23 protein-coding genes are annotated in these 18,634 nt (G+C 63.2%); 10 read left to right on the top strand and 13 right to left on the bottom strand.

Translation table 11 applies throughout. From position 1 onward, the window contains the following. Positions 1-3 precede the first annotated feature (3 nt). Positions 4-480: an Lrp/AsnC family transcriptional regulator gene (locus E5X88_RS10565; RefSeq protein WP_292161152.1), complete on the bottom strand. Its 477-nt coding sequence runs from the start codon at positions 478-480 to the stop codon at positions 4-6. A 140-nt stretch (positions 481-620) separates the two neighbouring features. Here E5X88_RS10565 and phhA point away from each other — a divergent pair, with 140 nt between their 5' ends. Beyond that, a complete protein-coding gene (gene phhA, locus E5X88_RS10560) occupies positions 621-1,457 on the top strand; it encodes a phenylalanine 4-monooxygenase (protein WP_292161150.1) in 837 nt (278 codons plus the stop codon). Between the two features lie 56 nt (positions 1,458-1,513). Here phhA and E5X88_RS10555 read toward each other — a convergent pair whose 3' ends face one another. The 3 genes from E5X88_RS10555 to E5X88_RS10545 all read right to left on the bottom strand — a co-directional run bounded on the left by E5X88_RS10555 (position 1,514) and on the right by E5X88_RS10545 (position 4,037). Beyond that, on the bottom strand, positions 1,514-2,953 hold the full coding sequence (locus E5X88_RS10555; protein ID WP_292161147.1) for a GMC family oxidoreductase: 1,440 nt from the start codon (positions 2,951-2,953) through the stop codon (positions 1,514-1,516). Further along, positions 2,950-3,105, bottom strand: coding sequence for a hypothetical protein (locus E5X88_RS10550; protein ID WP_292161144.1), 156 nt, complete (start codon positions 3,103-3,105; stop codon positions 2,950-2,952). Before E5X88_RS10550 ends, E5X88_RS10555 begins: the two co-directional genes overlap by 4 nt. Positions 3,106-3,275: 170 nt before the next feature. Continuing rightward, entirely contained in the window at positions 3,276-4,037 is a 762-nt protein-coding gene (locus E5X88_RS10545; protein ID WP_292161142.1) for a GGDEF domain-containing protein, read from the bottom strand. A 162-nt stretch (positions 4,038-4,199) separates the two neighbouring features. On the opposite strand from E5X88_RS10545, the gene E5X88_RS10540 reads away from it, so the two are divergent. Further along, complete coding sequence (locus E5X88_RS10540) at positions 4,200-4,907, top strand: pyrimidine 5'-nucleotidase (RefSeq protein ID WP_292161140.1); 708 nt, start codon at positions 4,200-4,202, stop codon at positions 4,905-4,907. Between the two features lie 99 nt (positions 4,908-5,006). Here E5X88_RS10540 and E5X88_RS10535 read toward each other — a convergent pair whose 3' ends face one another. Further along, positions 5,007-5,846: an LOG family protein gene (locus tag E5X88_RS10535; protein WP_292161138.1), complete on the bottom strand. Its 840-nt coding sequence runs from the start codon at positions 5,844-5,846 to the stop codon at positions 5,007-5,009. Between the two features lie 144 nt (positions 5,847-5,990). On the opposite strand from E5X88_RS10535, the gene dapD reads away from it, so the two are divergent. From dapD to E5X88_RS10520, 3 genes are all read left to right on the top strand, one after another. Continuing rightward, positions 5,991-6,845: a 2,3,4,5-tetrahydropyridine-2,6-dicarboxylate N-succinyltransferase gene (gene dapD, locus E5X88_RS10530; protein WP_292161136.1), complete on the top strand. Its 855-nt coding sequence runs from the start codon at positions 5,991-5,993 to the stop codon at positions 6,843-6,845. 25 nt (positions 6,846-6,870) lie between these two features. Then, positions 6,871-7,242 (top strand): DUF805 domain-containing protein, encoded by a 372-nt coding sequence (locus E5X88_RS10525; protein WP_292161134.1) that lies wholly within the window; start codon positions 6,871-6,873, stop codon positions 7,240-7,242. A 295-nt stretch (positions 7,243-7,537) separates the two neighbouring features. Next, positions 7,538-8,638, top strand: a complete 1,101-nt coding sequence (locus tag E5X88_RS10520) for a GGDEF domain-containing protein (protein ID WP_292161132.1) — start codon at positions 7,538-7,540, stop codon at positions 8,636-8,638. 12 nt (positions 8,639-8,650) lie between these two features. On the opposite strand, the gene E5X88_RS10515 is transcribed toward E5X88_RS10520, so the two are convergent. Then, positions 8,651-9,685 (bottom strand): 2-dehydropantoate 2-reductase, encoded by a 1,035-nt coding sequence (locus E5X88_RS10515; protein WP_292161130.1) that lies wholly within the window; start codon positions 9,683-9,685, stop codon positions 8,651-8,653. Positions 9,686-9,801: 116 nt separating this feature from the next. Here E5X88_RS10515 and dapE point away from each other — a divergent pair, with 116 nt between their 5' ends. Then, positions 9,802-11,001 carry a succinyl-diaminopimelate desuccinylase gene (gene dapE / locus E5X88_RS10510; RefSeq protein WP_292161128.1) on the top strand — a complete coding sequence of 400 codons (1,200 nt, stop codon included), beginning with the start codon at positions 9,802-9,804 and terminating at the stop codon, positions 10,999-11,001. A gap of 2 nt (positions 11,002-11,003) precedes the next feature. Further along, entirely contained in the window at positions 11,004-11,609 is a 606-nt protein-coding gene (locus tag E5X88_RS10505; RefSeq protein ID WP_292161126.1) for a transporter, read from the top strand. A 94-nt stretch (positions 11,610-11,703) separates the two neighbouring features. Here E5X88_RS10505 and truA read toward each other — a convergent pair whose 3' ends face one another. Genes truA through def form a run of 4 tightly spaced genes read right to left on the bottom strand, consistent with a single transcriptional unit; the run spans position 11,704 to position 14,477 of the window. Next, a complete protein-coding gene (gene truA / locus E5X88_RS10500) occupies positions 11,704-12,462 on the bottom strand; it encodes a tRNA pseudouridine(38-40) synthase TruA (protein WP_292161124.1) in 759 nt (252 codons plus the stop codon). Between the two features lie 18 nt (positions 12,463-12,480). Next, the gene (locus E5X88_RS10495) at positions 12,481-12,990 is read right to left on the bottom strand and encodes a GNAT family N-acetyltransferase (protein ID WP_292161121.1); all 510 of its coding nucleotides are present in this window, start codon (positions 12,988-12,990) and stop codon (positions 12,481-12,483) included. Further along, positions 12,987-13,916 (bottom strand): methionyl-tRNA formyltransferase, encoded by a 930-nt coding sequence (gene fmt / locus E5X88_RS10490; RefSeq protein ID WP_292161338.1) that lies wholly within the window; start codon positions 13,914-13,916, stop codon positions 12,987-12,989. Before fmt ends, E5X88_RS10495 begins: the two co-directional genes overlap by 4 nt. Before the next feature lie 15 nt (positions 13,917-13,931). After that, positions 13,932-14,477 carry a peptide deformylase gene (gene def / locus E5X88_RS10485; RefSeq protein WP_292161111.1) on the bottom strand — a complete coding sequence of 182 codons (546 nt, stop codon included), beginning with the start codon at positions 14,475-14,477 and terminating at the stop codon, positions 13,932-13,934. Between the two features lie 104 nt (positions 14,478-14,581). On the opposite strand from def, the gene E5X88_RS10480 reads away from it, so the two are divergent. After that, positions 14,582-15,847 carry a DNA recombination protein RmuC gene (locus E5X88_RS10480; protein WP_292161109.1) on the top strand — a complete coding sequence of 422 codons (1,266 nt, stop codon included), beginning with the start codon at positions 14,582-14,584 and terminating at the stop codon, positions 15,845-15,847. A 64-nt stretch (positions 15,848-15,911) separates the two neighbouring features. Here the strand turns inward: E5X88_RS10480 and E5X88_RS10475 are convergent, their stop codons facing one another. Together E5X88_RS10475 and E5X88_RS10470 are read right to left on the bottom strand one after the other, a co-directional pair. Continuing rightward, positions 15,912-16,316 carry a GFA family protein gene (locus E5X88_RS10475; protein ID WP_292161107.1) on the bottom strand — a complete coding sequence of 135 codons (405 nt, stop codon included), beginning with the start codon at positions 16,314-16,316 and terminating at the stop codon, positions 15,912-15,914. Positions 16,317-16,415: 99 nt separating this feature from the next. Then, positions 16,416-17,246, bottom strand: a complete 831-nt coding sequence (locus E5X88_RS10470; protein ID WP_292161103.1) for a transglutaminase family protein — start codon at positions 17,244-17,246, stop codon at positions 16,416-16,418. A 209-nt stretch (positions 17,247-17,455) separates the two neighbouring features. Between E5X88_RS10470 and E5X88_RS10465 the strand changes: the two genes are divergently transcribed. Both E5X88_RS10465 and sugE read left to right on the top strand, forming a co-directional pair. After that, the gene (locus E5X88_RS10465; RefSeq protein WP_292161101.1) at positions 17,456-17,581 is read left to right on the top strand and encodes a hypothetical protein; all 126 of its coding nucleotides are present in this window, start codon (positions 17,456-17,458) and stop codon (positions 17,579-17,581) included. A gap of 191 nt (positions 17,582-17,772) precedes the next feature. Further along, positions 17,773-18,087, top strand: a complete 315-nt coding sequence (gene sugE / locus E5X88_RS10460) for a quaternary ammonium compound efflux SMR transporter SugE (RefSeq protein ID WP_292161099.1) — start codon at positions 17,773-17,775, stop codon at positions 18,085-18,087. Between the two features lie 83 nt (positions 18,088-18,170). Here the strand turns inward: sugE and E5X88_RS10455 are convergent, their stop codons facing one another. After that, positions 18,171-18,599, bottom strand: a complete 429-nt coding sequence (locus E5X88_RS10455; protein ID WP_097571857.1) for a DUF6481 family protein — start codon at positions 18,597-18,599, stop codon at positions 18,171-18,173. Between the last annotated feature and the right edge of the window lie 35 nt (positions 18,600-18,634).

Below are 18,634 nucleotides of genomic sequence, written 5' to 3'. Positions count from 1 at the left end.
GGTTTATCGCCTGAGATGCCCGAGCGGGACGTGGCCCGGCCCCTTTATGTTCTGCAGCACAAGCTGCGTGTGGACGTCGCGCACGCCGTCGAGCCGCATCAGCCGGTGCATGACGAAAGCATTGAGATCGTCGACCGACGGCACCATCACATGCAGCAAGAAATCGTGGTCGCCGGTCATCGTCCAGCATGACGAGACCTCGTCCATGCGCTGCACGGCGGCGATAAAGGTTTCGGGCGAGCCGTCGCTGTGGCTCACCAGTCGCACCTGGATGAACACCTCGACCATCAGGCCGACCGCGCGGCGACTGAGCACGGCGGCAAAACCCTTGATGATGCCGGCGCCCTGAAGGGCCTCGAAGCGGCGCGCGCACGGCGTCGTCGACAGGCCGATCTCCTGCGCCAGTTCGGACACCGGCTTGCGTCCGTCGCGCTGCAGGATATCGAGCATCTTGATCTCGAAATCGTCGAACTGAGGCATTTTCACCTCTCCAATAGCGTTACTGTGATGACTTTTACCTCCAATCCTGCATTCGGACCATCATCAAAGCTGATTTGCCTCGCCGGATTCGGCTATCTCTTAGAGAAATTCGCTGGTCACGATTTGCGAGGAGAAAAGCCATGACGGTGAGCGTTGCCGACTACGCAAGGGAATGCGCGGCGCAAGGCCTTCGCGGCGACTATTCGGTCTGCCGCGCCGACTTCACCGTGGCGCAGAGTTACAACTATAGCGCAGACGAGCAGGCCGTGTGGCGCACGCTATGCGACCGCCAGACAAAGCTGACGCAGAAGCTGGCGCATCAGTCCTATCTCGACGGCGTCGCCGCACTTGGTCTTCTCGACAGGATCCCGGATTTCGGCGAGGTCAGTGAAAAGCTGCGCAAACTCACCGGCTGGGAAATTGTCGCCGTGCCGGGCCTCATCCCCGCCGCGCCGTTCTTCGTCCATCTCGCCAGTCGCCGCTTCCCGGTCACCAACTGGCTGCGGACGCGGCAGGAACTCGACTACATCGTCGAGCCGGACATGTTCCACGACTTCTTCGGCCATGTGCCGGCGCTGACCCAGCCGGTCTTTGCCGATTTCATGCAGATGTATGGCGAGAAGGCCGAGCATCTGATCGCGCTCGGCGGCGACGAGATGATCAGCCGCCTCTACTGGTACACTGTCGAATACGGGCTGATCCAGGAAGCAGGCCAGCCGTTGAAGGCTTTCGGCGCCGGACTGATGTCATCGTTTGCGGAACTTCAGTTCGCAACCGAAGGCAGGGACGCGCACCATGTCCCCTTCGATCTGGAAACGGTGATGCGCACCAGCTACGAGATCGACAAGTTCCAGCGCGCCTATTTTGTACTGCCGTCCTTCGACGTCTTGCGCGATGCCTTCCAGAACGTCGCCGGCCTGGCAGCGATCGTCGGACGCCACAAGGGCAAGCCGGCGCTCGACCCTGCGAAACTTTAGAACGACCGACGCTCTATTTTTTGCTTGAGCATCGGATTGCTCGTTGCCGCCGGCGGCTATGCGCCGATGACCTTACCGAGGTGGTCGCCCAGCCGGCAGGCCAATGCGGTAATCGTCGTTGTCGGATTGCATTCGCCGGACGTGCAAAACACCGAGGAACCTCCGACATAGAGATTGTCCATGCCGTGTACCTTTGAGTTGGCGTCCACCACGCTCTTGGTCACGTCCGTGCCCATGCGCGTGCCGCCCATGTGGTGGTGGCCGGCCAATTCCTCGTTCGTCGGATAGTCCCCGCCATTGGTGAGCCAGTCGGCGATGCGCACCCGGCCGAGATCCTTCTGGACAAGCGTCGTGCCGAACAGCCTCAGGCCCTCGAGGAGCGTGCGGCGCTCCAGTTCCGACTTTTTCCAGTGCAGCTCGATGCGCGGCACGCCAGCGTGGTCGACATCGGTTTTCGACAATAGGATCTGGTTCGAGGCCAGCGGCGCCTGTTCCCAGGTGACATAGAGCTGGGCGGCGCAGCGCAGGTTCTGGCTGAGCTGATAGGACATCCATTCGGCCATCTCAGGCGCCGTGCAGGCGAGGTCGGCGATGATGCTTTTGATGCCGGGATACGGCGTTTCGATCAGCCTGATGCCAAAATTCATGATCTCAAGGCGCTCCATGGCCGCCAGCGTCGGCGAGAAGAAGGCCTCGTTGGTGGCGTCGACCTCAAACTCGCTATAATCGGCGAGGATGGCATTGCCGCCCTCGAAGGTCGGATGTTCCATCCAGTAGCGGCCGAGTGCCGTTGAATTCGGCACCACACCGCCGTTAGAGCGCCGGTTCGACCACAGAAGCAACCGTGAGTTTTCCAAGCCACCGGTGCAGACGACGAAATAATCGGCGGTGAAGGAACCGGCATCGTTGCCGTTCGACCACAGTCTGGCGCCAGTCACTCTCTTGCCGTCACCAGCGAGTTCGGTGGCATAAGTGTTGAGCACCACGGCGACGTTCCTGCTCTTGTCGAGTTCGTCGGCAAATTTTTCACTGAAGCGCACGGCCGGGCTCTTGATCAGTTGCACCCAGCGAATGTCGTCCGAGATCGGCACATCTGGCCGGAAATCGGGAAGTTCGAGGATTTCGTGGACTTCAGGCAGATAGGGCTCGATGTCGGCGCGGCCGATTGGCCAGCCGGTATCCGGTGCCCAGGCCTTCGGTTCGAAATCTTGGCTGTCGAGCACGCGGCACCAGCCGGCCCAGTGATTGGAACTACCGCCCATGAAGCGCAGCCGGGTGATATCGAGATCGAAATAGGGGTCGCCGACCGTAACGCCTCGGTAGAAATCCTGTGAGTCATCGCTGAACTCGCGGGAGCCGGCCTCCAGCACCACAACCGGAATGCCGGCCGCGCCAAGCTTCCTGGCGATCGTGGTGCCGGCCGGCCCGGAGCCGAGGACGCAGACCTTGGCGGTGAAATTCACCGCCCGAAATGCCTCGTAGCTGTCGAAGATCACGTGAGGTCGCTCCGCTTGAGGATCCAACCGTTGACCTCGACGATCGCGTCCGGATCGGCAGCCGGCGGCTTGCGGAACAGCGACAGGGCCGGCAACGCGATCAGCGCCTGCATGATCGTGCGGCGTGATATCTTCCTGGTGAAGAAACTCATGACACGTCTCTCGATGAGGGCTTCGATCCACGCATAGCGTTCCCTGAACGGCACATGCTCGCCAAGACAAGCCAATTCCGTGCCAAGCCTAGCGGCACACCTGCTTAAGCAGTGTAAACGGCCCGGATGGGTGCAAACAACGTTAGGATTTTCCTAGCGAGCGAGACCGCTCAGGCCGCTTCGGAAACGTCCCTGTCGAGGATGGTCCGATTGCGGCCGCTGTGCTTGGCCTGGTAAAGGCGTCGGTCGGCGGTACGCATCAGCTCCGATACGGCGGCATCTTCGCCGCAGGTGACGCCGCCGATGCTGACGGTGAGCGGGATGGTCCGCTCATCGACGGGGCGGAAGCGGATCAGCTCGACTTCACGGCGGATGCGCTCAGCGACGCGTTTGGCTTCCTGTTCGGTGGCGCCGACCAGAAACGCGCCGAATTCCTCGCCGCCGATGCGGCCGATCACGTCGCCGCTGCGCACGCCGCGCTCGATCGCGTTTGCAATGAGAAGCAGCGCGTCGTCGCCGGTCAGATGGCCGTAGCTGTCGTTGATGATCTTGAAATGGTCGGCATCGATGATCAGCAACGCACCGCGATCGGATTTACGCCGGGAGGCATCGAGCGCCGCAAAGAAGCTCTCGCGGTTGAGCATGCCGGTCATGTCGTCGCGGCTCGCCTTTTCCGACAGGCGCCGATGCGCGGCGGCGAGTTGCGCATGAGCGCGGGCGAGGTCGCGATGGGCGCTTTTCAGCCTTTCGCCCTGCCAGAACGTATGGCCGCTAGCGATCCAGGCAAGCGCGAGCGGGCAGACTGTGGATGTCAGCCACATCGTGCGGTTGAACGGAAAGCCCATCGCCGGGACGACGATCAGCGTCAACAGAAGCGAGACCGCGAGGGAGGCGAAAGCGACGGCGGCGGACTTCAGAAATATGCGGCTCATCGCTTGCTCCCCACTGGACTGCCTCTGTGCCAGCAAGCCCTGAATGCCACCTTTCGGCGATGCCTAAAATTTGAATCGTAGCGCTATTTTGGCCCGTCGCAACGCGCATAAGTTGTGGATAAAGCCTCTGCCAAAAGCACCGTTTCGTGCCATAAGGGCTGCATGACCACGTTCCCGGACCCCGCCCGCTTTGCCCATGTCACCGACTGGGTGTTCGACCTCGACAACACGCTCTATCCGCATCATTCGAACCTGTTCTCGCAGATCGACGTGAAGATGACCGCCTATATCGGAGAACTGCTGACGCTGCCGCGCGACGATGCCCGCAAGCTGCAGAAGGAACTTTACCGGGAATACGGCACGACGCTGAACGGTTTGATGACGCGCCACGGCATCGATCCCGACGACTTTCTCGAGAAGGTCCATGACATCGACTATTCCTGGCTGGTGCCCGATCCCGTTCTCGGCACCGCCATCCGCCAGCTTCCCGGCCGCAAGTTCATCTTCACCAATGGCGACCGCAGGCATGCCGAACGCACCGCGCGCCAACTCGGCATCCTCGAGCATTTCGACGACATCTTCGACATCGTCGCCGCCGGATTGAACCCCAAGCCGGCGCGCCAGACCTACGAGAAGTTTGCGGAACTCCACGCCGTCACCGGCCACAATGCGGTGATGTTCGAGGATCTGGCCCGCAACCTGTCCGTGCCGAAATCGCTGGGCATGACCACGGTGCTGGTCGTGCCGCGCAACTTCGAGCCTACCTTCTCGGAAATCTGGGAACGTGACCCGGCCAACGAGGACGACGTGGATTTCGTCACCGACGATCTTGCCGAATTCCTCACCGCGATCGTCGAGGTTCCAGCCTGAAGCCGCCTCCCGCCTGATCGGCGCTTTGTTTCATTCAGGCTTGACCACGCCAGGGCAATCGGAAAAAGATAGCCCGGTCGGCCACGCGACCGGCAGCCCTTATAGCTCGTAGAAGCGGCTGATAATCCCCCAGGCTTCGTCGGCGGTATCGACCAAATCGATGATGTCCTGGTCCCCGGGGGTGATCGTGCCTTGCTCGGCGAGGAAGTCGAGGTCGATCGCCTTTTTCCAGAAAGCCTTGCCGAACAGGATTACCGGCACGCGTTCCATGCGGCCGGTCTGTATCAGGGTCAGCGTCTCGAAGAATTCGTCCATCGTGCCGAAGCCGCCCGGAAACACCGCGACAGCCTTGGCGCGCATGACGAAATGCATCTTTCGGACCGCGAAATAGTGGAAATTGAAACAGAGCTCCGGCGTCACATAGGCATTCGGCGCCTGCTCGTGCGGCAACACGATGTTGAGGCCGATCGACGGTGCGCCGACGTCGTCGGCGCCGCGGTTGCCTGCCTCCATGACGCCGGGTCCGCCGCCTGTCACCACGACGAATTCGCGATAATAGGAGACGGCCGACTGCTGCGAGCAGAGGCGGGCGAACCTGCGCGCCTCCTCGTAATATTTGCTGTTTTCCTCGAGGTTCTTCTTCTGCGTCTCGTTCTTGGCCGCCCAGGCTTCACCGCCCGGCTCGGGGATACGCGCCCCGCCGAACAGGATGACGGTCGAATGGATGCCGCGTTCGGCCAGGATCATCTCCGGCTTCAGGAGTTCGAGCTGCAGCCGCACCGCACGCAACTCGCGCCGTGTCATGAAATCGGGATCGTTCCAGGCCAACCGATAGGTCTCGGCGCGCGTCTGCGGCGTGTCCGGCACGCTTTTCGACCGCTCCAGATCCTCGTCCGAATGCGGCAGCGGCGTCCACCCCGCCTTTTCCATAGGGTTCATATTACCTACCCGTCCAAATCATTCACTTGCGCCGTCCCGTGACGCAGCCGCGATTGACCCCTACTCGACCTTCACATAGGGTCCGCGCGACTTTCAAACAGGTTAAGGTGCGGCCCCTTAACAGCTTGGTAATGGAGCGAATTCATGTCGAAGCCCGATCTGGCGAACCTCGAAAACACCATCGAAAAAGCCTTCGAGGAACGCGACGCGATTTCGACGGCAACCCGCGGCGCGACGCACGACGCCATCCAGTCGGCGCTCGACCTGCTCGACCGCGGCATCGTCCGCGTCGCCGAGCGCGAGGCCGACGGCACATGGCATGTCAACCAGTGGCTGAAGAAAGCGGTGCTGTTGTCCTTCCGGCTCAATCCGATGGAGATCATCAAGGGCGGTCCCGGCCAGGCCGTGTGGTGGGACAAGGTGCCGTCGAAATTCGACGGCTGGAGTGCCGTCGATTTCGAGAAGGCAGGTTTCCGCGCCGTGCCGTCATCGATCGTACGGCGTTCGGCCTATGTCGCGCCGGGTGCCGTGCTGATGCCATCCTTCGTCAATGTCGGCGCCTATGTCGACAGCGGCACCATGGTCGACACCTGGGCCTCGGTCGGCTCTTGCGCGCAGATCGGCAAGAACGTGCATCTGTCGGGCGGCGTCGGCATCGGCGGCGTGCTGGAGCCGATGCAGGCCGGCCCCACCATCATCGAGGACAATTGCTTCATCGGCGCGCGTTCCGAAGTGGTCGAAGGCTGCATCGTGCGCGAGGGCTCGGTGCTCGGCATGGGCGTCTTCATCGGCCAGTCGACCAAGATCGTCGACCGTGCCACCGGCGAGGTCTTCTACGGCGAAGTGCCGGCCAATTCCGTCGTCGTCGCCGGCTCGCTGCCCGGCAAGCCATTGCCCAGTGGCGAGCCCGGTCCGAGCCTCTACTGCGCCGTCATCGTCAAGCGGGTCGATGCCAGGACCCGTTCCAAAACCTCGATCAATGAACTGCTTCGCGATTGATCCTTGAAAAAACGGACGCACCCGATTGCCCGACAGACCTCGATTTCTATGGCTTTTCTTCAGCCTCTCCGGGCGAGTGAATCCCAGTGCCTACGTTTTGGCTGGTCTTTTGCCCCTCCTCGTTCAACTTTTCCTGCTCTATCAGTTCTCGCGAACGCCACTCGGCACGGCCGCAAGCCAGTACTGGGCGCTCGCCTGGTGGATCGCCGTGGTTGTCTCGACGTGGTCGACCTTTGCGCTGACGGCGAAGCGGTTCCATGATTTCGGCAAGCCTACCTACTACGCATTGATCTCTCTCGTCGTCGGCGCCATTCTCCTTGTCATCCTGGCCTTTTTCAAAAGTGATCCCGGACCCAACCGCTATGGCAAACGCACCAATGCTCCGGCCGAACCCTGAGCGTCGGTCGGGTATCTAGCCATGCGCTACCGCACGCTTGATTCGTAACTGATCATCGAAACCGCCGAGCGGCCGGAAAAACGCGTCACCGATCGTCACACTGATCGACGGTCCCCCGCGGTCGGCATGTCCAGATATCTAAGCGAATCTTAATCACCTTGATCCAGCATGCCCGTGGAGACTGTGTCGACCGACACGGAGCACCCGACTGGCACACGAGAAACCCCTGGCCAACCCAAGAGCGCGCGGAAAGCGAAGCGTCGGCGCGCGGCTGTTCGCCTGGTTTTCTTCGCCGATGAGAGCGGAACCGGAAGCTGTCCACGCGCGGCTTCTCGACACCACCTTCGACCGCAAATTCGCTGTCCTGTTCGGCACCATCAGCGTGCTGGTGCTGGCAGTCAGCGCCGCGGTCATCACCGGGGACCGGTGGCCTTACGCCTGGATCGCGGCCGACCTGATCCTATTTGCCGTCCGCTTCCTGCTGATGCGGGAGTGCGAGCAGGCCCGCAAACGCAGGGGAAAGGGGCCTCTGGCAGCCCTCATGGCCGCCGGTGCCGTGTGGTCGGTGATTTTCGGCCTCGGCTGCTATGGCTGCGTCGCCAGCGGGCATATGGCGCTCGCCGTGCTGGCTGGCTTGAATGTCGCAGGCGTCGTCGGCGTGGTGTCGTCACGCAACGCAGCGACCCCGCGCTACGCCATATTCGTCATGCTGGCCGTAAGCCTGCCCTATCTGGTCGGCGCGCTGTTTTCTCCGGCGCCTGGAATGTCGATCGTCGGAATTCAAATGCCGTTCTATGTGGCCGGCGTCATCGTCGTGCTGCTTCAGAATCATGCGATCAACGCCCGCATGATCCGCGCCGAACTGGACAATCGCGATCTGGCGATCAAGGACGCGCTGACCGGCCTGCCAAACCGCATCTTCCTTCAGGAGAAACTGCGCGACCTGTGCGGCGAGCTTGCGGCGCCGGCCGCGAACGGCGGCAGGCCGTTTGCCGTTCTCAGCATGGATCTCGACGGCTTCAAGCGCGTCAATGACCGCTTCGGCCACGCGGTCGGCGATATTCTGCTGCGCAAGGTGGCCGAACGATTGAAACGCGCTTTCCGAGCGGAGGATATGGTCTTTCGCATCGGAGGTGACGAATTCGTCATCCTGCTGCACGGCACATCCGAGATCGAAGCCACCTACCTGGCAAAACGGGCCATCGAGAGGATTTCGTTGCCTTTCGACCTTGGTGTGGGCAGCGCCATACACATCGGGTTGAGTATCGGAAGCGCTTTCGCCCCTGCCGACGGCAGCGAGCCGGAAGTTCTCCTCACCTGTTCCGATCACGCGCTCTACGAAGCCAAGCGCACCGGCAAGGGCCGTTACCGCGCGCATGTGCGGGCCGCGAACTGACGATCCCACCGATCATTGGGGGCCGCCCGCCGCCATGATGGCCTCCGGTGTCAGGCCCGGTGATCCACGCCTTTCCTGCTCTGCCGTGCGCACCAGCGCCGTGATCCGCCATATCAGTGGCGCCGGCGTGCCCGCTCTGTCCGCCAGACGCAAGATCGCGCCTTGCAGTTCATCGATCTCGGTCGGCCGGCCGCGCTGCAGATCGTCCCACATCGACGAGCGCGCTTCGGGGTCGATCGCGAGCAACCGCCGTGCCAGGATCTTGAACAGCCAGTCGGGCAGACGGAGCACTTTTGGCAGCAGCGCCGGGCGCAGGCCGGCGATGCGTGCCGGCTCGATGCTCGAAGCCCGCATTGCAGCCAACGCCTCGTCGATCTGACCGGCCAGGATCAGCCGCCAGCGGCGGTCGGCCAGTTGCGTTGCCAGCGGCAGGCCGCAAAGCGCCACCAGCGCGTTGTTCAGATTGAGCAGCAGCTTGCCCCACAGCACCGCTGTCATGTCGCCGTGCGCGGTGACGGCAAACCCGTCGACATCGAGGAGATCGACGAGGCCAGATCCCCCGTCTTCGATCATCACTTTGCCTTCGCTGGCGCGATGCACGCGAAGCGGCAATTCGCCGTCCGGTGACTGGACCACGTTGAACGGCACCATGCCGGCGAGCACGCGTCGCCCGGCGAGCCCGGCCCGCAGCCTGTCGGCATTGCCGACGCCATTCTGCAGGCTGACCACCACCGCATCCGGGCTGGCATGGGCGGCAATGAGAGCCGCCATCTCTTGCGTCGCGCCGCTCTTGACCGTTACCAGGATCATTTCGGCACCGGGCAAGGCAACCGCCGGATCGGTGGTGACCGAAAGTGCATCAGCCCTGATGAGGCGGTCGCGGCCATCAAGGTCGGTGACTCGCAACCCATGCTTTCGCAAGGCCTCGCCGATGCGCGGCCGTGCCAGCAGAATCACCTGCCGTCCGGCAAGCGCCAGGCAACCGCCAGCATAGCAGCCAATGCTGCCGGCGCCGGCAATGACGATCCTTTTGTCGCCTCCGTCCATCCAATATCCCGCTCTGGCCTGCGACTATACGACCTGAAAACCATAATGTCGGCGGCATGTCTGGCCCTTATGTCTGACCGTGACAGGCCTTGCTCTTTCGACTATCGCTTTTGCCCATGACCTTGCCGACCGACCCCGCCGCAAATCTCGCCGCCCTGATCCGCTGCGCCTCTGTGACGCCTGCCGAAGGTGGAGCCTTGGATGCGCTGGCAACAATGCTGAAGCCCCTCGGCTTTTCCGTCGAGCGCCCGGTGTTTTCCGAGGACGGCACGCCCGATATCGAAAATCTCTATGCGCGCCGCTCCGGCAACGGGCCGCATCTGATGTTCGCCGGGCACACCGACGTGGTGCCGGTCGGCGACGAGGCCTCGTGGACGCACCCGCCTTTCGCCGCCGAGGTCGCCAAGGGCGAGATGTTCGGTCGCGGCGCCGTCGACATGAAGGGCGGCATCGCCTGTTTCATCGCCGCGGTGGCGCGCCATGTCGAGTCGAAAGGCGGCCCGAAAGGCTCGGTCTCGCTGCTGATCACCGGCGACGAAGAAGGACCGGCCATCAACGGCACGACAAAGCTGCTCGAATGGGCGGCCGCCAGGGGCGAGAAATGGGATGCGTCTATCGTCGGCGAGCCAACCAACCCCGACGCGCTCGGCGACATGATCAAGATCGGCCGGCGCGGCTCTTTGTCCGGCAGCATCGTCGTCAACGGCCGCCAGGGCCACGCCGCCTATCCGCAGCTTGCCGACAATCCGGTGCGCGGGCTGATGACGCTGGCCGACGCCTTGCTGCATCCCGTCTTCGACAAGGGCACAAAGGATTTCCAGGCGACCAACCTGGAGGTGACCTCGATCGATGTCGGCAATCCGGCCACCAACGTCATTCCGGCGAAGGCGACCGCCACCTTCAACATCCGCTTCAACGACACATGGACCGCCGAGACCATCCAGGCGGAAATCCACAACCGTCTGGACAAGGCGGCGAAGCGCAAGAAATATCGGGCCGGCAAGGCGACGCCTGTCGATTACGAGCTCGTCTGGCGCGACCGGCCGAGCCACGTCTTCCTCACCCGCGACGACCGGCTGATCGAAGCGCTCAGCGGTTCGGTCAAGGCGGTGATCGGCAGGAAACCGGCGCTTTCCACCTCCGGCGGCACCTCCGACGCGCGCTTCATCAAGGACTATTGTCCGGTGGTCGAGTTCGGGCTGGTCGGCAAGACCATGCACATGGTCGATGAACGCGTCGCGCTTGCCGACCTGGAGACGCTGACGCAGATCTATCAGCGCTTCATCGAAGACTGGTTCGAGCGAGGCGTATCGTAATCATGCTTTCGTCGGATGAAACCTATGCTTCGCTGACCGGCGCCTGGCGACTGATGCTCGGCAAGCCCGACGGACTGCGCCTGCTCGACCTTTCGGCCGACGGTTTCTGGAATTCCTTCTTCGCCATCGTCGTCGCGACACCGGCGCTGATTGTCGGTTGGGTCGGCCTTGCCAACGAGATCGGCGATCCCAATGCATTCGCGGGGCGCTTCAGCATGCTGATCCGTCTGGCGACGGTCGACATCAGCACCTGGGTGTTGCCGCTTGTCGGCCTTGCCCTTGTCGCACCGCGTGCCGGCATCGGCGGGCGCTTCGTCCACTATGTCGTCGCCAGCAACTGGGCGTCGGCGATCATCGCCTGGATGATGCTGCCGGCGGCGTTGATCAGGCTTTTCCTGCCGTCCACCAACGAGTTCGCCGTGCTGGTAGCGCTGCTTTTGTTTGCGCTGTCGATGGTCCTGACCTGGCGGATGACGAATGTCGCCATCGGCAGGGGTGCCGCCGTCGGCACCACTGTCTTCGTTGGCATGTTCGCGGCGTCGCTGGCGGTTTGGTTCGGCATGGAGGCGCTGCTCGGAATCACCGTACCGAGCGGAACCGGGGCCTGAAGCAAGTCTGAACGTTGGCTGCGCGAGGAAATCGCGCCGACCGTGAGGCGTCGAGCTGTCATTTATGCGCGCGCTGATTGCATATCTGGCCGCGTCATCCGGACGCCTGCGGATAGTCCACACCGACGAGAAAAAGTCCGTCTGGCGGCGCTACCTGGCCACAGGCCGCGCGGTCGCGCGCATCGAGCGCCGCCTTCAAGTCGGCAATTGTCCAGCCGCCTTCGCCGACGCGCTTCAGCGAACCGACCATGGAGCGCACCTGATTGTGCAGGAAAGAGCGCGCCGAGGCCCTCACTTCGATCAGATCGCCCACCCGGCTGACATCCAGCCGGTCGAGCGTCCGGATCGGACTGTCGGCCTGGCATTGGGTCGAGCGGAACGTGGTGAAATCATGCCGCCCCAACAGCACTTTTGCAGCCTCGTGCATGGCTTCGGCGTCGAGACGCTTCGGTACCCACCAGATCTTGCCCTTGTCGAGCGCCGCCGGCGCGCGCCGATTGACGATGCGGTAGAGATAGTGGCGGCCAGTCGCCGAGAAACGCGCGTCGAAGCCATCCGGCACGACAGCCGCCTTGAGAATGGCAATGCGCGCCTTGGCCGTTTGCAGATGGGCGTTGACGGCATCGCGCACCTTGTCATCAGGCCACGCCTTGACGAGATCGACATGCGCCACCTGACCGGTCGCGTGGACGCCGGCATCGGTGCGGCCGGCGCCGCGCAGCGAGACCTGTTCGCCGCAGAATTTCTCGATCGCCTGCTCGATCGCCTGCTGCACCGAAGGCTGGTCGGCCTGACGCTGCCAGCCGGCGTAGAGGCTGCCGTCATATTCGATATCGAGGCGAAAACGCGGCATTCCTGAAGCAGGATGAGGTTAGGCGGCGAGCGCGGAGCCAAAGGCCGAAGCGTAGACCAGCCTGCCGGTCTCAGGCGCTTCGCCCCAGGCCAGCGCCTGCAGCGCGTCGCCCTGGTATTCGCTTTCGAATCTTTCGGCGCGTGCGTGGCTGTAGCCGAAACGGCCGTAATAGGCGGGATCGCCAAGCACCACAGCCAGCACCTCGCCAGCGTCCTTCAGGCGGATATGCGCCTCGCGCACCAGCGCGCCGCCGATGCCGGTGCCGTGGAACGACGGCTCGACCGCCAGCGGCGCGAGCGCCACCGCCGGGAAGCTCTTGCCGCCGTTCTGCACGAAAAGCCGCGAAAACAGGATGTGACCCACCACCTGCCCGTCTTCGTCCGCCACCAGTTCGACGACGGCATCGCCGCCGGTGACCAGCGCGTCGACCAGTCCGGCCTCCGCCTGCTGGCCGAATGCATGTTCCTCGACGAGGCGGATCGCCTCGCGATCCCGCGGCGTCGCCGCGCGTATAGACATCATGCTCATGAGAACTTCATTCCTTTTTCGAGCTTGGCCCCACGCAGGAACTCCTGCACGGCAATGGGCCTTCCGCCCGCACGTTGAACTTCGACCAGCCTGATCGCGCCTGACCCGCAGGCGACCGTCAGCCGGTCGTCGAGAATTCCTCCCGGCTCGCCGGCGCCATCCGAAAGCGTCGAGCGAAGCAGTTTCAGCCGTTCCAGGCGGCCGCCAATTTCGGTTTCGCACCATGCGCCGGGAAAGGGCGACAGGCCGCGAATATGATTGTGGACTTCGCCAGCAGGCCGCGTCCAGTCCACGCGCGTCTCCGCTTTATCGATCTTTTTGGCGTAGGTCACCCCCGCCGTCGCCTGTGTGGTGAATGTCAGGGCGTCTCTTTCCAGCCGGGCCAGTGCTTCCACCATCAGCGCGGCCCCAATGATCATCAACCGGTCGTGCAGGTCGCCGGCCGTCATATCGGGGCTGATGGCGCATTTTTCAACCATCGCCACCGGGCCGGTGTCCAGGCCCTCCCCCATCCGCATCACCATCATGCCGGTTTCGGCATCGCCGGCCATGATGGCGCGCTGGATGGGTGCGGCGCCGCGCCAGCGCGGCAACAGCGACGCGTGGCCATTGAGGCAGCCGAGCCGCGGCGCCTCGAGAATGGCTTTGGGCAACAGCAATCCATAGGCGACGACTACGGCGACATCGGCCCGCAAGGCGCGGAACGCCTGCTGCTCGGCCTCGCTCTTCAGCGACACCGGCGTTCGCACCGCGATGTCCAGCCGCTCTGCCTCGCGCTGCACCGGCGACGGCGTCAGTTCCAGCCCGCGGCGACCGGCGGCGCGCGGCGGCTGGGTGTAGACGGCCTTTATCTCATGCCCGGCTTCGGCGATCGCCCGCAGCGTCGGCACCGAGAATTCGGGCGTACCCATGAAGACGACGCGCAGGGGCATTCTTAAGCCCTATCCCACCAACTTGCCGGGCGCCTTGCTGCCCGGTGCCTTCTCCCGGGCGAGTTTCTTGAACTTCTTCACCACCATGTCGCGCTTCAGCTTCGATATGTGGTCTATGAACAGAACGCCGTTGAGATGGTCGATCTCATGCTGCAGGCAAGTCGCCATCAGCCCTTCGGCCTCGACCTCCTGCAGCTTGCCGTCGCGATCGAGATACTTCACCCGCACGGCGGCGGGGCGTTCGACCTCGGCATAGTAGTCCGGGATCGACAGGCAACCCTCCTCGTAGACCGAACGCTGATCGGCGCTCTCGAGGATCTCGGGATTGATGAAGACATGCGGCGCCGGCGTCTCGTCTTCCTTGGCGAGGTCGATCACCAGCATGCGCAACGGTTCGCCGACCTGGATGGCCGCCAGACCGATGCCCGGCGCATCATACATGGTCTCCAGCATGTCGTCGGCCAGTTTGCGCAAGGCGCCGTCGACGCGCTCGACCGGTTTCGAAACCTGGCGCAGGACGGGATCGGGAAGAATGATGAGCGGCTTGATCGACATGGCGTCTCACGTAAGACCTCGCGCGAAAAGCGTCAACCGGGGTGTTTGAAGCGCCGTTCACGTTTTGATCTGTGCCATCAGGCCGAATCATCTATGCTGCCCATATGAACGACCTGACATCAATCCTGTCCGAACCTGTCGCCCGGCTCGGCGCCACCACGTTCACGCTCGGCCACGCACTGGCATTTGGCGCGATCCTGTTCCTGGGCCTGTTCATGGCGCTCGTCATCGCGCTCTGGCGGTCGGCCAAGGCGCGTGCGGTGGCGGCCGCGGAAGCCGCCGACCATGCCCGTGACGCCGAGGCGCGGATGGCCGGCATCCTGGCAAGCCAGGCCGAAATGCAGGGCCGCATGGGTGCCATCGCCGAAGTGTTCGGGGCGCGGCAGGCCGAACTCACGCAGTCGATCGGCCAGCGCCTCGACGCGATGACCGGCCGTCTCGGCCAGACCATGACCGAGCAGACGAAATCGACGCATGAGAGCCTCGCCAAGCTGCAGGAACGGCTGGCGGTCATCGATACGGCGCAGGGCAACATCCAGTCGCTCGCCGGCCAGGTCGTTCAGCTTCAGGCGATCCTCTCCAACAAGCAGACGCGCGGCGCCTTCGGCCAATCGCGCATGGAGGCGATCGTCGCCGACGGCCTGCCGCACGGCGCCTATGAATTCCAGGCGACCTTGTCGAACGGCAGCCGGCCCGACTGCCTGGTGAAGATGCCGAACGGCGCGCCGGCACTTGCCATCGACGCAAAGTTTCCGCTGGAAGCCTGGAACGCCATCCGTGCCGCCGAAGGCGCCGATTTGCAGAAGGTCGCGGCACAAGCGTTTCGGCGCGACATCGAGGTGCATGTCCGCGATATTTCCGAAAAATACCTGATCCAGGGGGAGACGCAGGACACCGCCTTCATGTTCGTGCCGTCGGAATCGGTTTTCGCCGAAATCCACGAAAATTTCGAGGCGATTGTCCATAAGGCCCACCGCGCCCGAATCGTCATCGTCTCGCCGTCGCTGCTGATGCTGTCGATCCAGGTCATCCAGGCGATCCTCAAGGATGCTCGCATGCGCGAGCAGGCGCATCTGATCCAGGGCGAGGTCATCCGGCTGATGGAGGACGTCTCACGCCTCGACGAGCGGGTGCGCAAGCTGCAGACCCATTTCGGCCAGTCCGCCAAGGACATCGACGATATCCTGGTCTCGACATCGAAAGTGACCAAGCGCGGCCAGAAGATCGAGGCGCTGGAGTTCGGTGTTCAGCCGGCGGAAGGTGCGGGAACTGGCGAGACCATGGATGGGGGCGCGAAGGCCGAAGCGGGTGCGCGCATCGCCGACTCCAAGACCGGTCAGCTGCGACTAAGGGTCGTCGACGACGACTGAGACATTGAGCCGAAACGTGGGGCGTGGAAGCTTGGAGGCCGGATCTTCGGGGCCGGATCTGGCGTCATTGCTCCTCGATGATCGTTGTGCCTTCGAATTCCGGCAGCCAGTGCAGCGCCGAGCGGTGCCATAGCTGCCGTCTCGGCACCAGCTCATCGCGCTGCCGCGCCGTGCCAACCCTGATGCCGTAGACTTTCGGCCCTTCGCCAACCGACGTGGCGTAGAGATGCGAACCGCACTCGCCGCAAAAGGCCTGAGCGCGCCTGGCGCCGCTCGATCCGGTCTTGATGTAGATCTTCGGCGTGCCCTTGGTGATCCGGTAGTGGTCCTCCGGCGCCGGCACGGTCACGCGAAAGGCCGTGCCCGTCAGTTGCTGGCAATCGGTGCAGTGACAAATATTGGTCTTTTCCGGATCGACCTCCGCCTCGTAAGTGATGGCACCGCAATGGCACCCGCCGTCGATTTTCATCTTCATTCCTCCCTTCAGCCGCGCCTCGATGCGTTCGAGCTTAACGGCGCACCCGTCGAAGCTCCACAGGCATTCACAACGCGCGAACCATCCGGTGGTTCACGACTGCTGCGCCGACGCCTGTTCGACGACCTCGTCGGTCCAGACCTTGAAACCGGCCAGCGTACCCGGCCCGAAAATATGGGTCAGCGGCACGTCGGCTGCGTCGCGGCCGGAGGCGATCAGGATGCGGCCGATGCGCGGCGCATTGTTGCGTGGGTCGAAAGCATGCCAGCGGCCACCGAGATAGACCTCCATCCAGGCGGCGAAATCCATGTCCGACCACGGTTTCGGCAGGCCGATGTCGCTGATGTAGCCGGTGCAATAGCGCGTCGGGATGTTCAAGGCGCGGCAGAAGGCGACGGCGAGATGAGCAAAGTCGCGGCAGACGCCGCTTCGCTCGCGATAGGCTTCGGCCGCCGTGCGTGTTGGCCGCGCATTGCCATAGTTGAAGATGATGTGATTGTGGACGAAATCGCAGACCGCCTGCACGCGTGGAATGCCTGATGGTGTGTGGCCGAACAGCCGCCATGCCTCGTTCGCCAGCACGTCGCTCTCGCAATAGCGGCTCGGCAGCAGGAACAGCAGCGTATCGGACGGCAGGTCGCGCACTTCGTGCTGCCAGGCCACCAGGTCGCCTATCTCGAAGGTTCCGGGGTCGCGGATCACGGCGTCCGTGCCGAAGGCGAAGCGACCCGGCGGGGCGACAAGACGGTTGCACCAATTGCCGAAACTGTCGCGGTAGCTTTCGATCGGCACCGTTGGGTTCGAAGTCAGGAAATCCGGCCGCTCAAGATCGGACGCGCGGGAATAGTGGACGTTGAGCATCGCGATCAGCGGCGTTTCCTGCGGAAAGTCGAAGCTCATCTCGCAACCGATATGGATTCGCATTGTCGTCCTGACGGCCTGCTGACCATCACCCGGCGAGGGCACGGGCTGTTGCTGCAGTGCAAAATGACCATGGCACGGACCAACGCGGTTTACGAGCGAATTAGCAACCGGTCGACGGTGGCCGGCTGGCGCCTGCGCCAGATTATGCCTCTTGCGGTCGGGCGTTTCTCTTGGTTCATTTCGCTTGCCACAATCGGAGGAAACGAATCATGGCTAAAGGTGCGATGAAGGCGGGCAAAGAGCCCCGCAAGCCGAAGAAGGACGCGAAGAAACCAGCCGCTGCCCCGGCCCTGAAGGCACCGCCCGTCAAGGCGATCAAGCTCAAGGACAGGTAAGCCTCGGCGTTTCGGCGCAAGGTCATGGCGGTGGCATTTCAGGACCAATCGATAGTCAGCGATTGGTCCTGAAGTGCCGCCGGTGTTGCTGTTGATTGGGCGCGCGAAATTTCTACATCAATGCAGCGAAGACGGCTTCGCGCTTTCCCCGAAATCGGCCGGGACGACCCGCAATCCAATGGAGCGTTCCGATGTCGTGGATTCTTCTCTTCTTCGCCGGCCTGTTCGAGATCGGCTGGGCGATCGGCCTTAAATACACCGACGGCTTTTCGAAGCCGATGCCCACCGTCCTGACCGTTGTCTCGATGGTCGTCAGCCTCGCCTTGCTCGGACTGGCGCTGAAGACGCTGCCGGTCGGCACGGCCTATGCGGTGTGGACCGGCATCGGCACCGTCGGCACGGCGCTGCTTGGTATCTGGCTGCTCGGCGAGCCTGCGACCGCAATCAGGCTGGCCTGCATCGCACTCATCGTCTGCGGCATCATTGGATTGAAGCTCGCGGCTTAGTGCTGCACGGCCACAACACAAACGCCCTCAGGGCCGCTGAAAGGCGGCCCTGAGTTTGATTCGTGGATCGCGCTGAGGAAGCGCTAGCGAGCGGAAAAGCCCGGGGGCGTCCTGCCGGTCCGCTGCTTGCGCGCCGCATAACGCGCGTCGCGCTTGGCCTTGCGTTCGGCCTCGTCGGCAAGAAGACGGGCGATGCGCTCGTTCTCTTCGGCTTCCCGGATCTTCGCTTCCGCTTGTGCCGCTTCTTCCGCAGCGATGCGCGCTGCTTCGGCAGCAGCTTCGCGCTCGGCCTTTTCGGCCGCCTCGCGCGCCAGCTTTTCCTGCTTCAGCCTGGCCTTTTCGGCCTCGCGTATCGCACGGGCTTCGAGGATTGCCTTACGTTCGGCCTGTCGTGCCAGCACCGCTGGATCGTCTGCTGCCGGTTTCGACTTGAAGCGCTCCAGAAGCGCCTTCTTTGCCTCGTTCGCGGCATTGCGCCGCTCAAAAATGTCTTTTTCCCTGTAGATAGCCAAGTCCACTTCCCTGAAGTCAATTCGCGAGGCTTACA

This window comes from Mesorhizobium sp., assembly GCF_004962245.1.
Taxonomy (GTDB): Bacteria; Pseudomonadota; Alphaproteobacteria; order Rhizobiales; family Rhizobiaceae; genus Mesorhizobium.
This window is presented reverse-complemented; position numbering and strand designations above follow the sequence as displayed.

Bases quoted from the DNA above. Each gene is read 5' to 3' on its own strand.
- E5X88_RS10565 (WP_292161152.1), bottom strand. From the start codon at position 480: ATGCCTCAGTTCGACGATTTCGAGATCAAGATGCTCGATATCCTGCAG.
- phhA (WP_292161150.1), top strand. From the start codon at position 621: ATGACGGTGAGCGTTGCCGACTACGCAAGGGAATGCGCGGCGCAAGGC.
- E5X88_RS10550 (WP_292161144.1), bottom strand. From the start codon at position 3,105: ATGAGTTTCTTCACCAGGAAGATATCACGCCGCACGATCATGCAGGCG.
- E5X88_RS10545 (WP_292161142.1), bottom strand. From the start codon at position 4,037: ATGAGCCGCATATTTCTGAAGTCCGCCGCCGTCGCTTTCGCCTCCCTC.
- E5X88_RS10540 (WP_292161140.1), top strand. From the start codon at position 4,200: ATGACCACGTTCCCGGACCCCGCCCGCTTTGCCCATGTCACCGACTGG.
- E5X88_RS10535 (WP_292161138.1), bottom strand. From the start codon at position 5,846: ATGAACCCTATGGAAAAGGCGGGGTGGACGCCGCTGCCGCATTCGGAC.
- dapD (WP_292161136.1), top strand. From the start codon at position 5,991: ATGTCGAAGCCCGATCTGGCGAACCTCGAAAACACCATCGAAAAAGCC.
- E5X88_RS10520 (WP_292161132.1), top strand. From the start codon at position 7,538: ATGAGAGCGGAACCGGAAGCTGTCCACGCGCGGCTTCTCGACACCACC.
- E5X88_RS10515 (WP_292161130.1), bottom strand. From the start codon at position 9,685: ATGGACGGAGGCGACAAAAGGATCGTCATTGCCGGCGCCGGCAGCATT.
- dapE (WP_292161128.1), top strand. From the start codon at position 9,802: ATGACCTTGCCGACCGACCCCGCCGCAAATCTCGCCGCCCTGATCCGC.
- E5X88_RS10505 (WP_292161126.1), top strand. From the start codon at position 11,004: ATGCTTTCGTCGGATGAAACCTATGCTTCGCTGACCGGCGCCTGGCGA.
- truA (WP_292161124.1), bottom strand. From the start codon at position 12,462: ATGCCGCGTTTTCGCCTCGATATCGAATATGACGGCAGCCTCTACGCC.
- E5X88_RS10495 (WP_292161121.1), bottom strand. From the start codon at position 12,990: ATGAGCATGATGTCTATACGCGCGGCGACGCCGCGGGATCGCGAGGCG.
- def (WP_292161111.1), bottom strand. From the start codon at position 14,477: ATGTCGATCAAGCCGCTCATCATTCTTCCCGATCCCGTCCTGCGCCAG.
- E5X88_RS10480 (WP_292161109.1), top strand. From the start codon at position 14,582: ATGAACGACCTGACATCAATCCTGTCCGAACCTGTCGCCCGGCTCGGC.
- E5X88_RS10475 (WP_292161107.1), bottom strand. From the start codon at position 16,316: ATGAAAATCGACGGCGGGTGCCATTGCGGTGCCATCACTTACGAGGCG.
- E5X88_RS10470 (WP_292161103.1), bottom strand. From the start codon at position 17,246: ATGCGAATCCATATCGGTTGCGAGATGAGCTTCGACTTTCCGCAGGAA.
- E5X88_RS10465 (WP_292161101.1), top strand. From the start codon at position 17,456: ATGGCTAAAGGTGCGATGAAGGCGGGCAAAGAGCCCCGCAAGCCGAAG.
- sugE (WP_292161099.1), top strand. From the start codon at position 17,773: ATGTCGTGGATTCTTCTCTTCTTCGCCGGCCTGTTCGAGATCGGCTGG.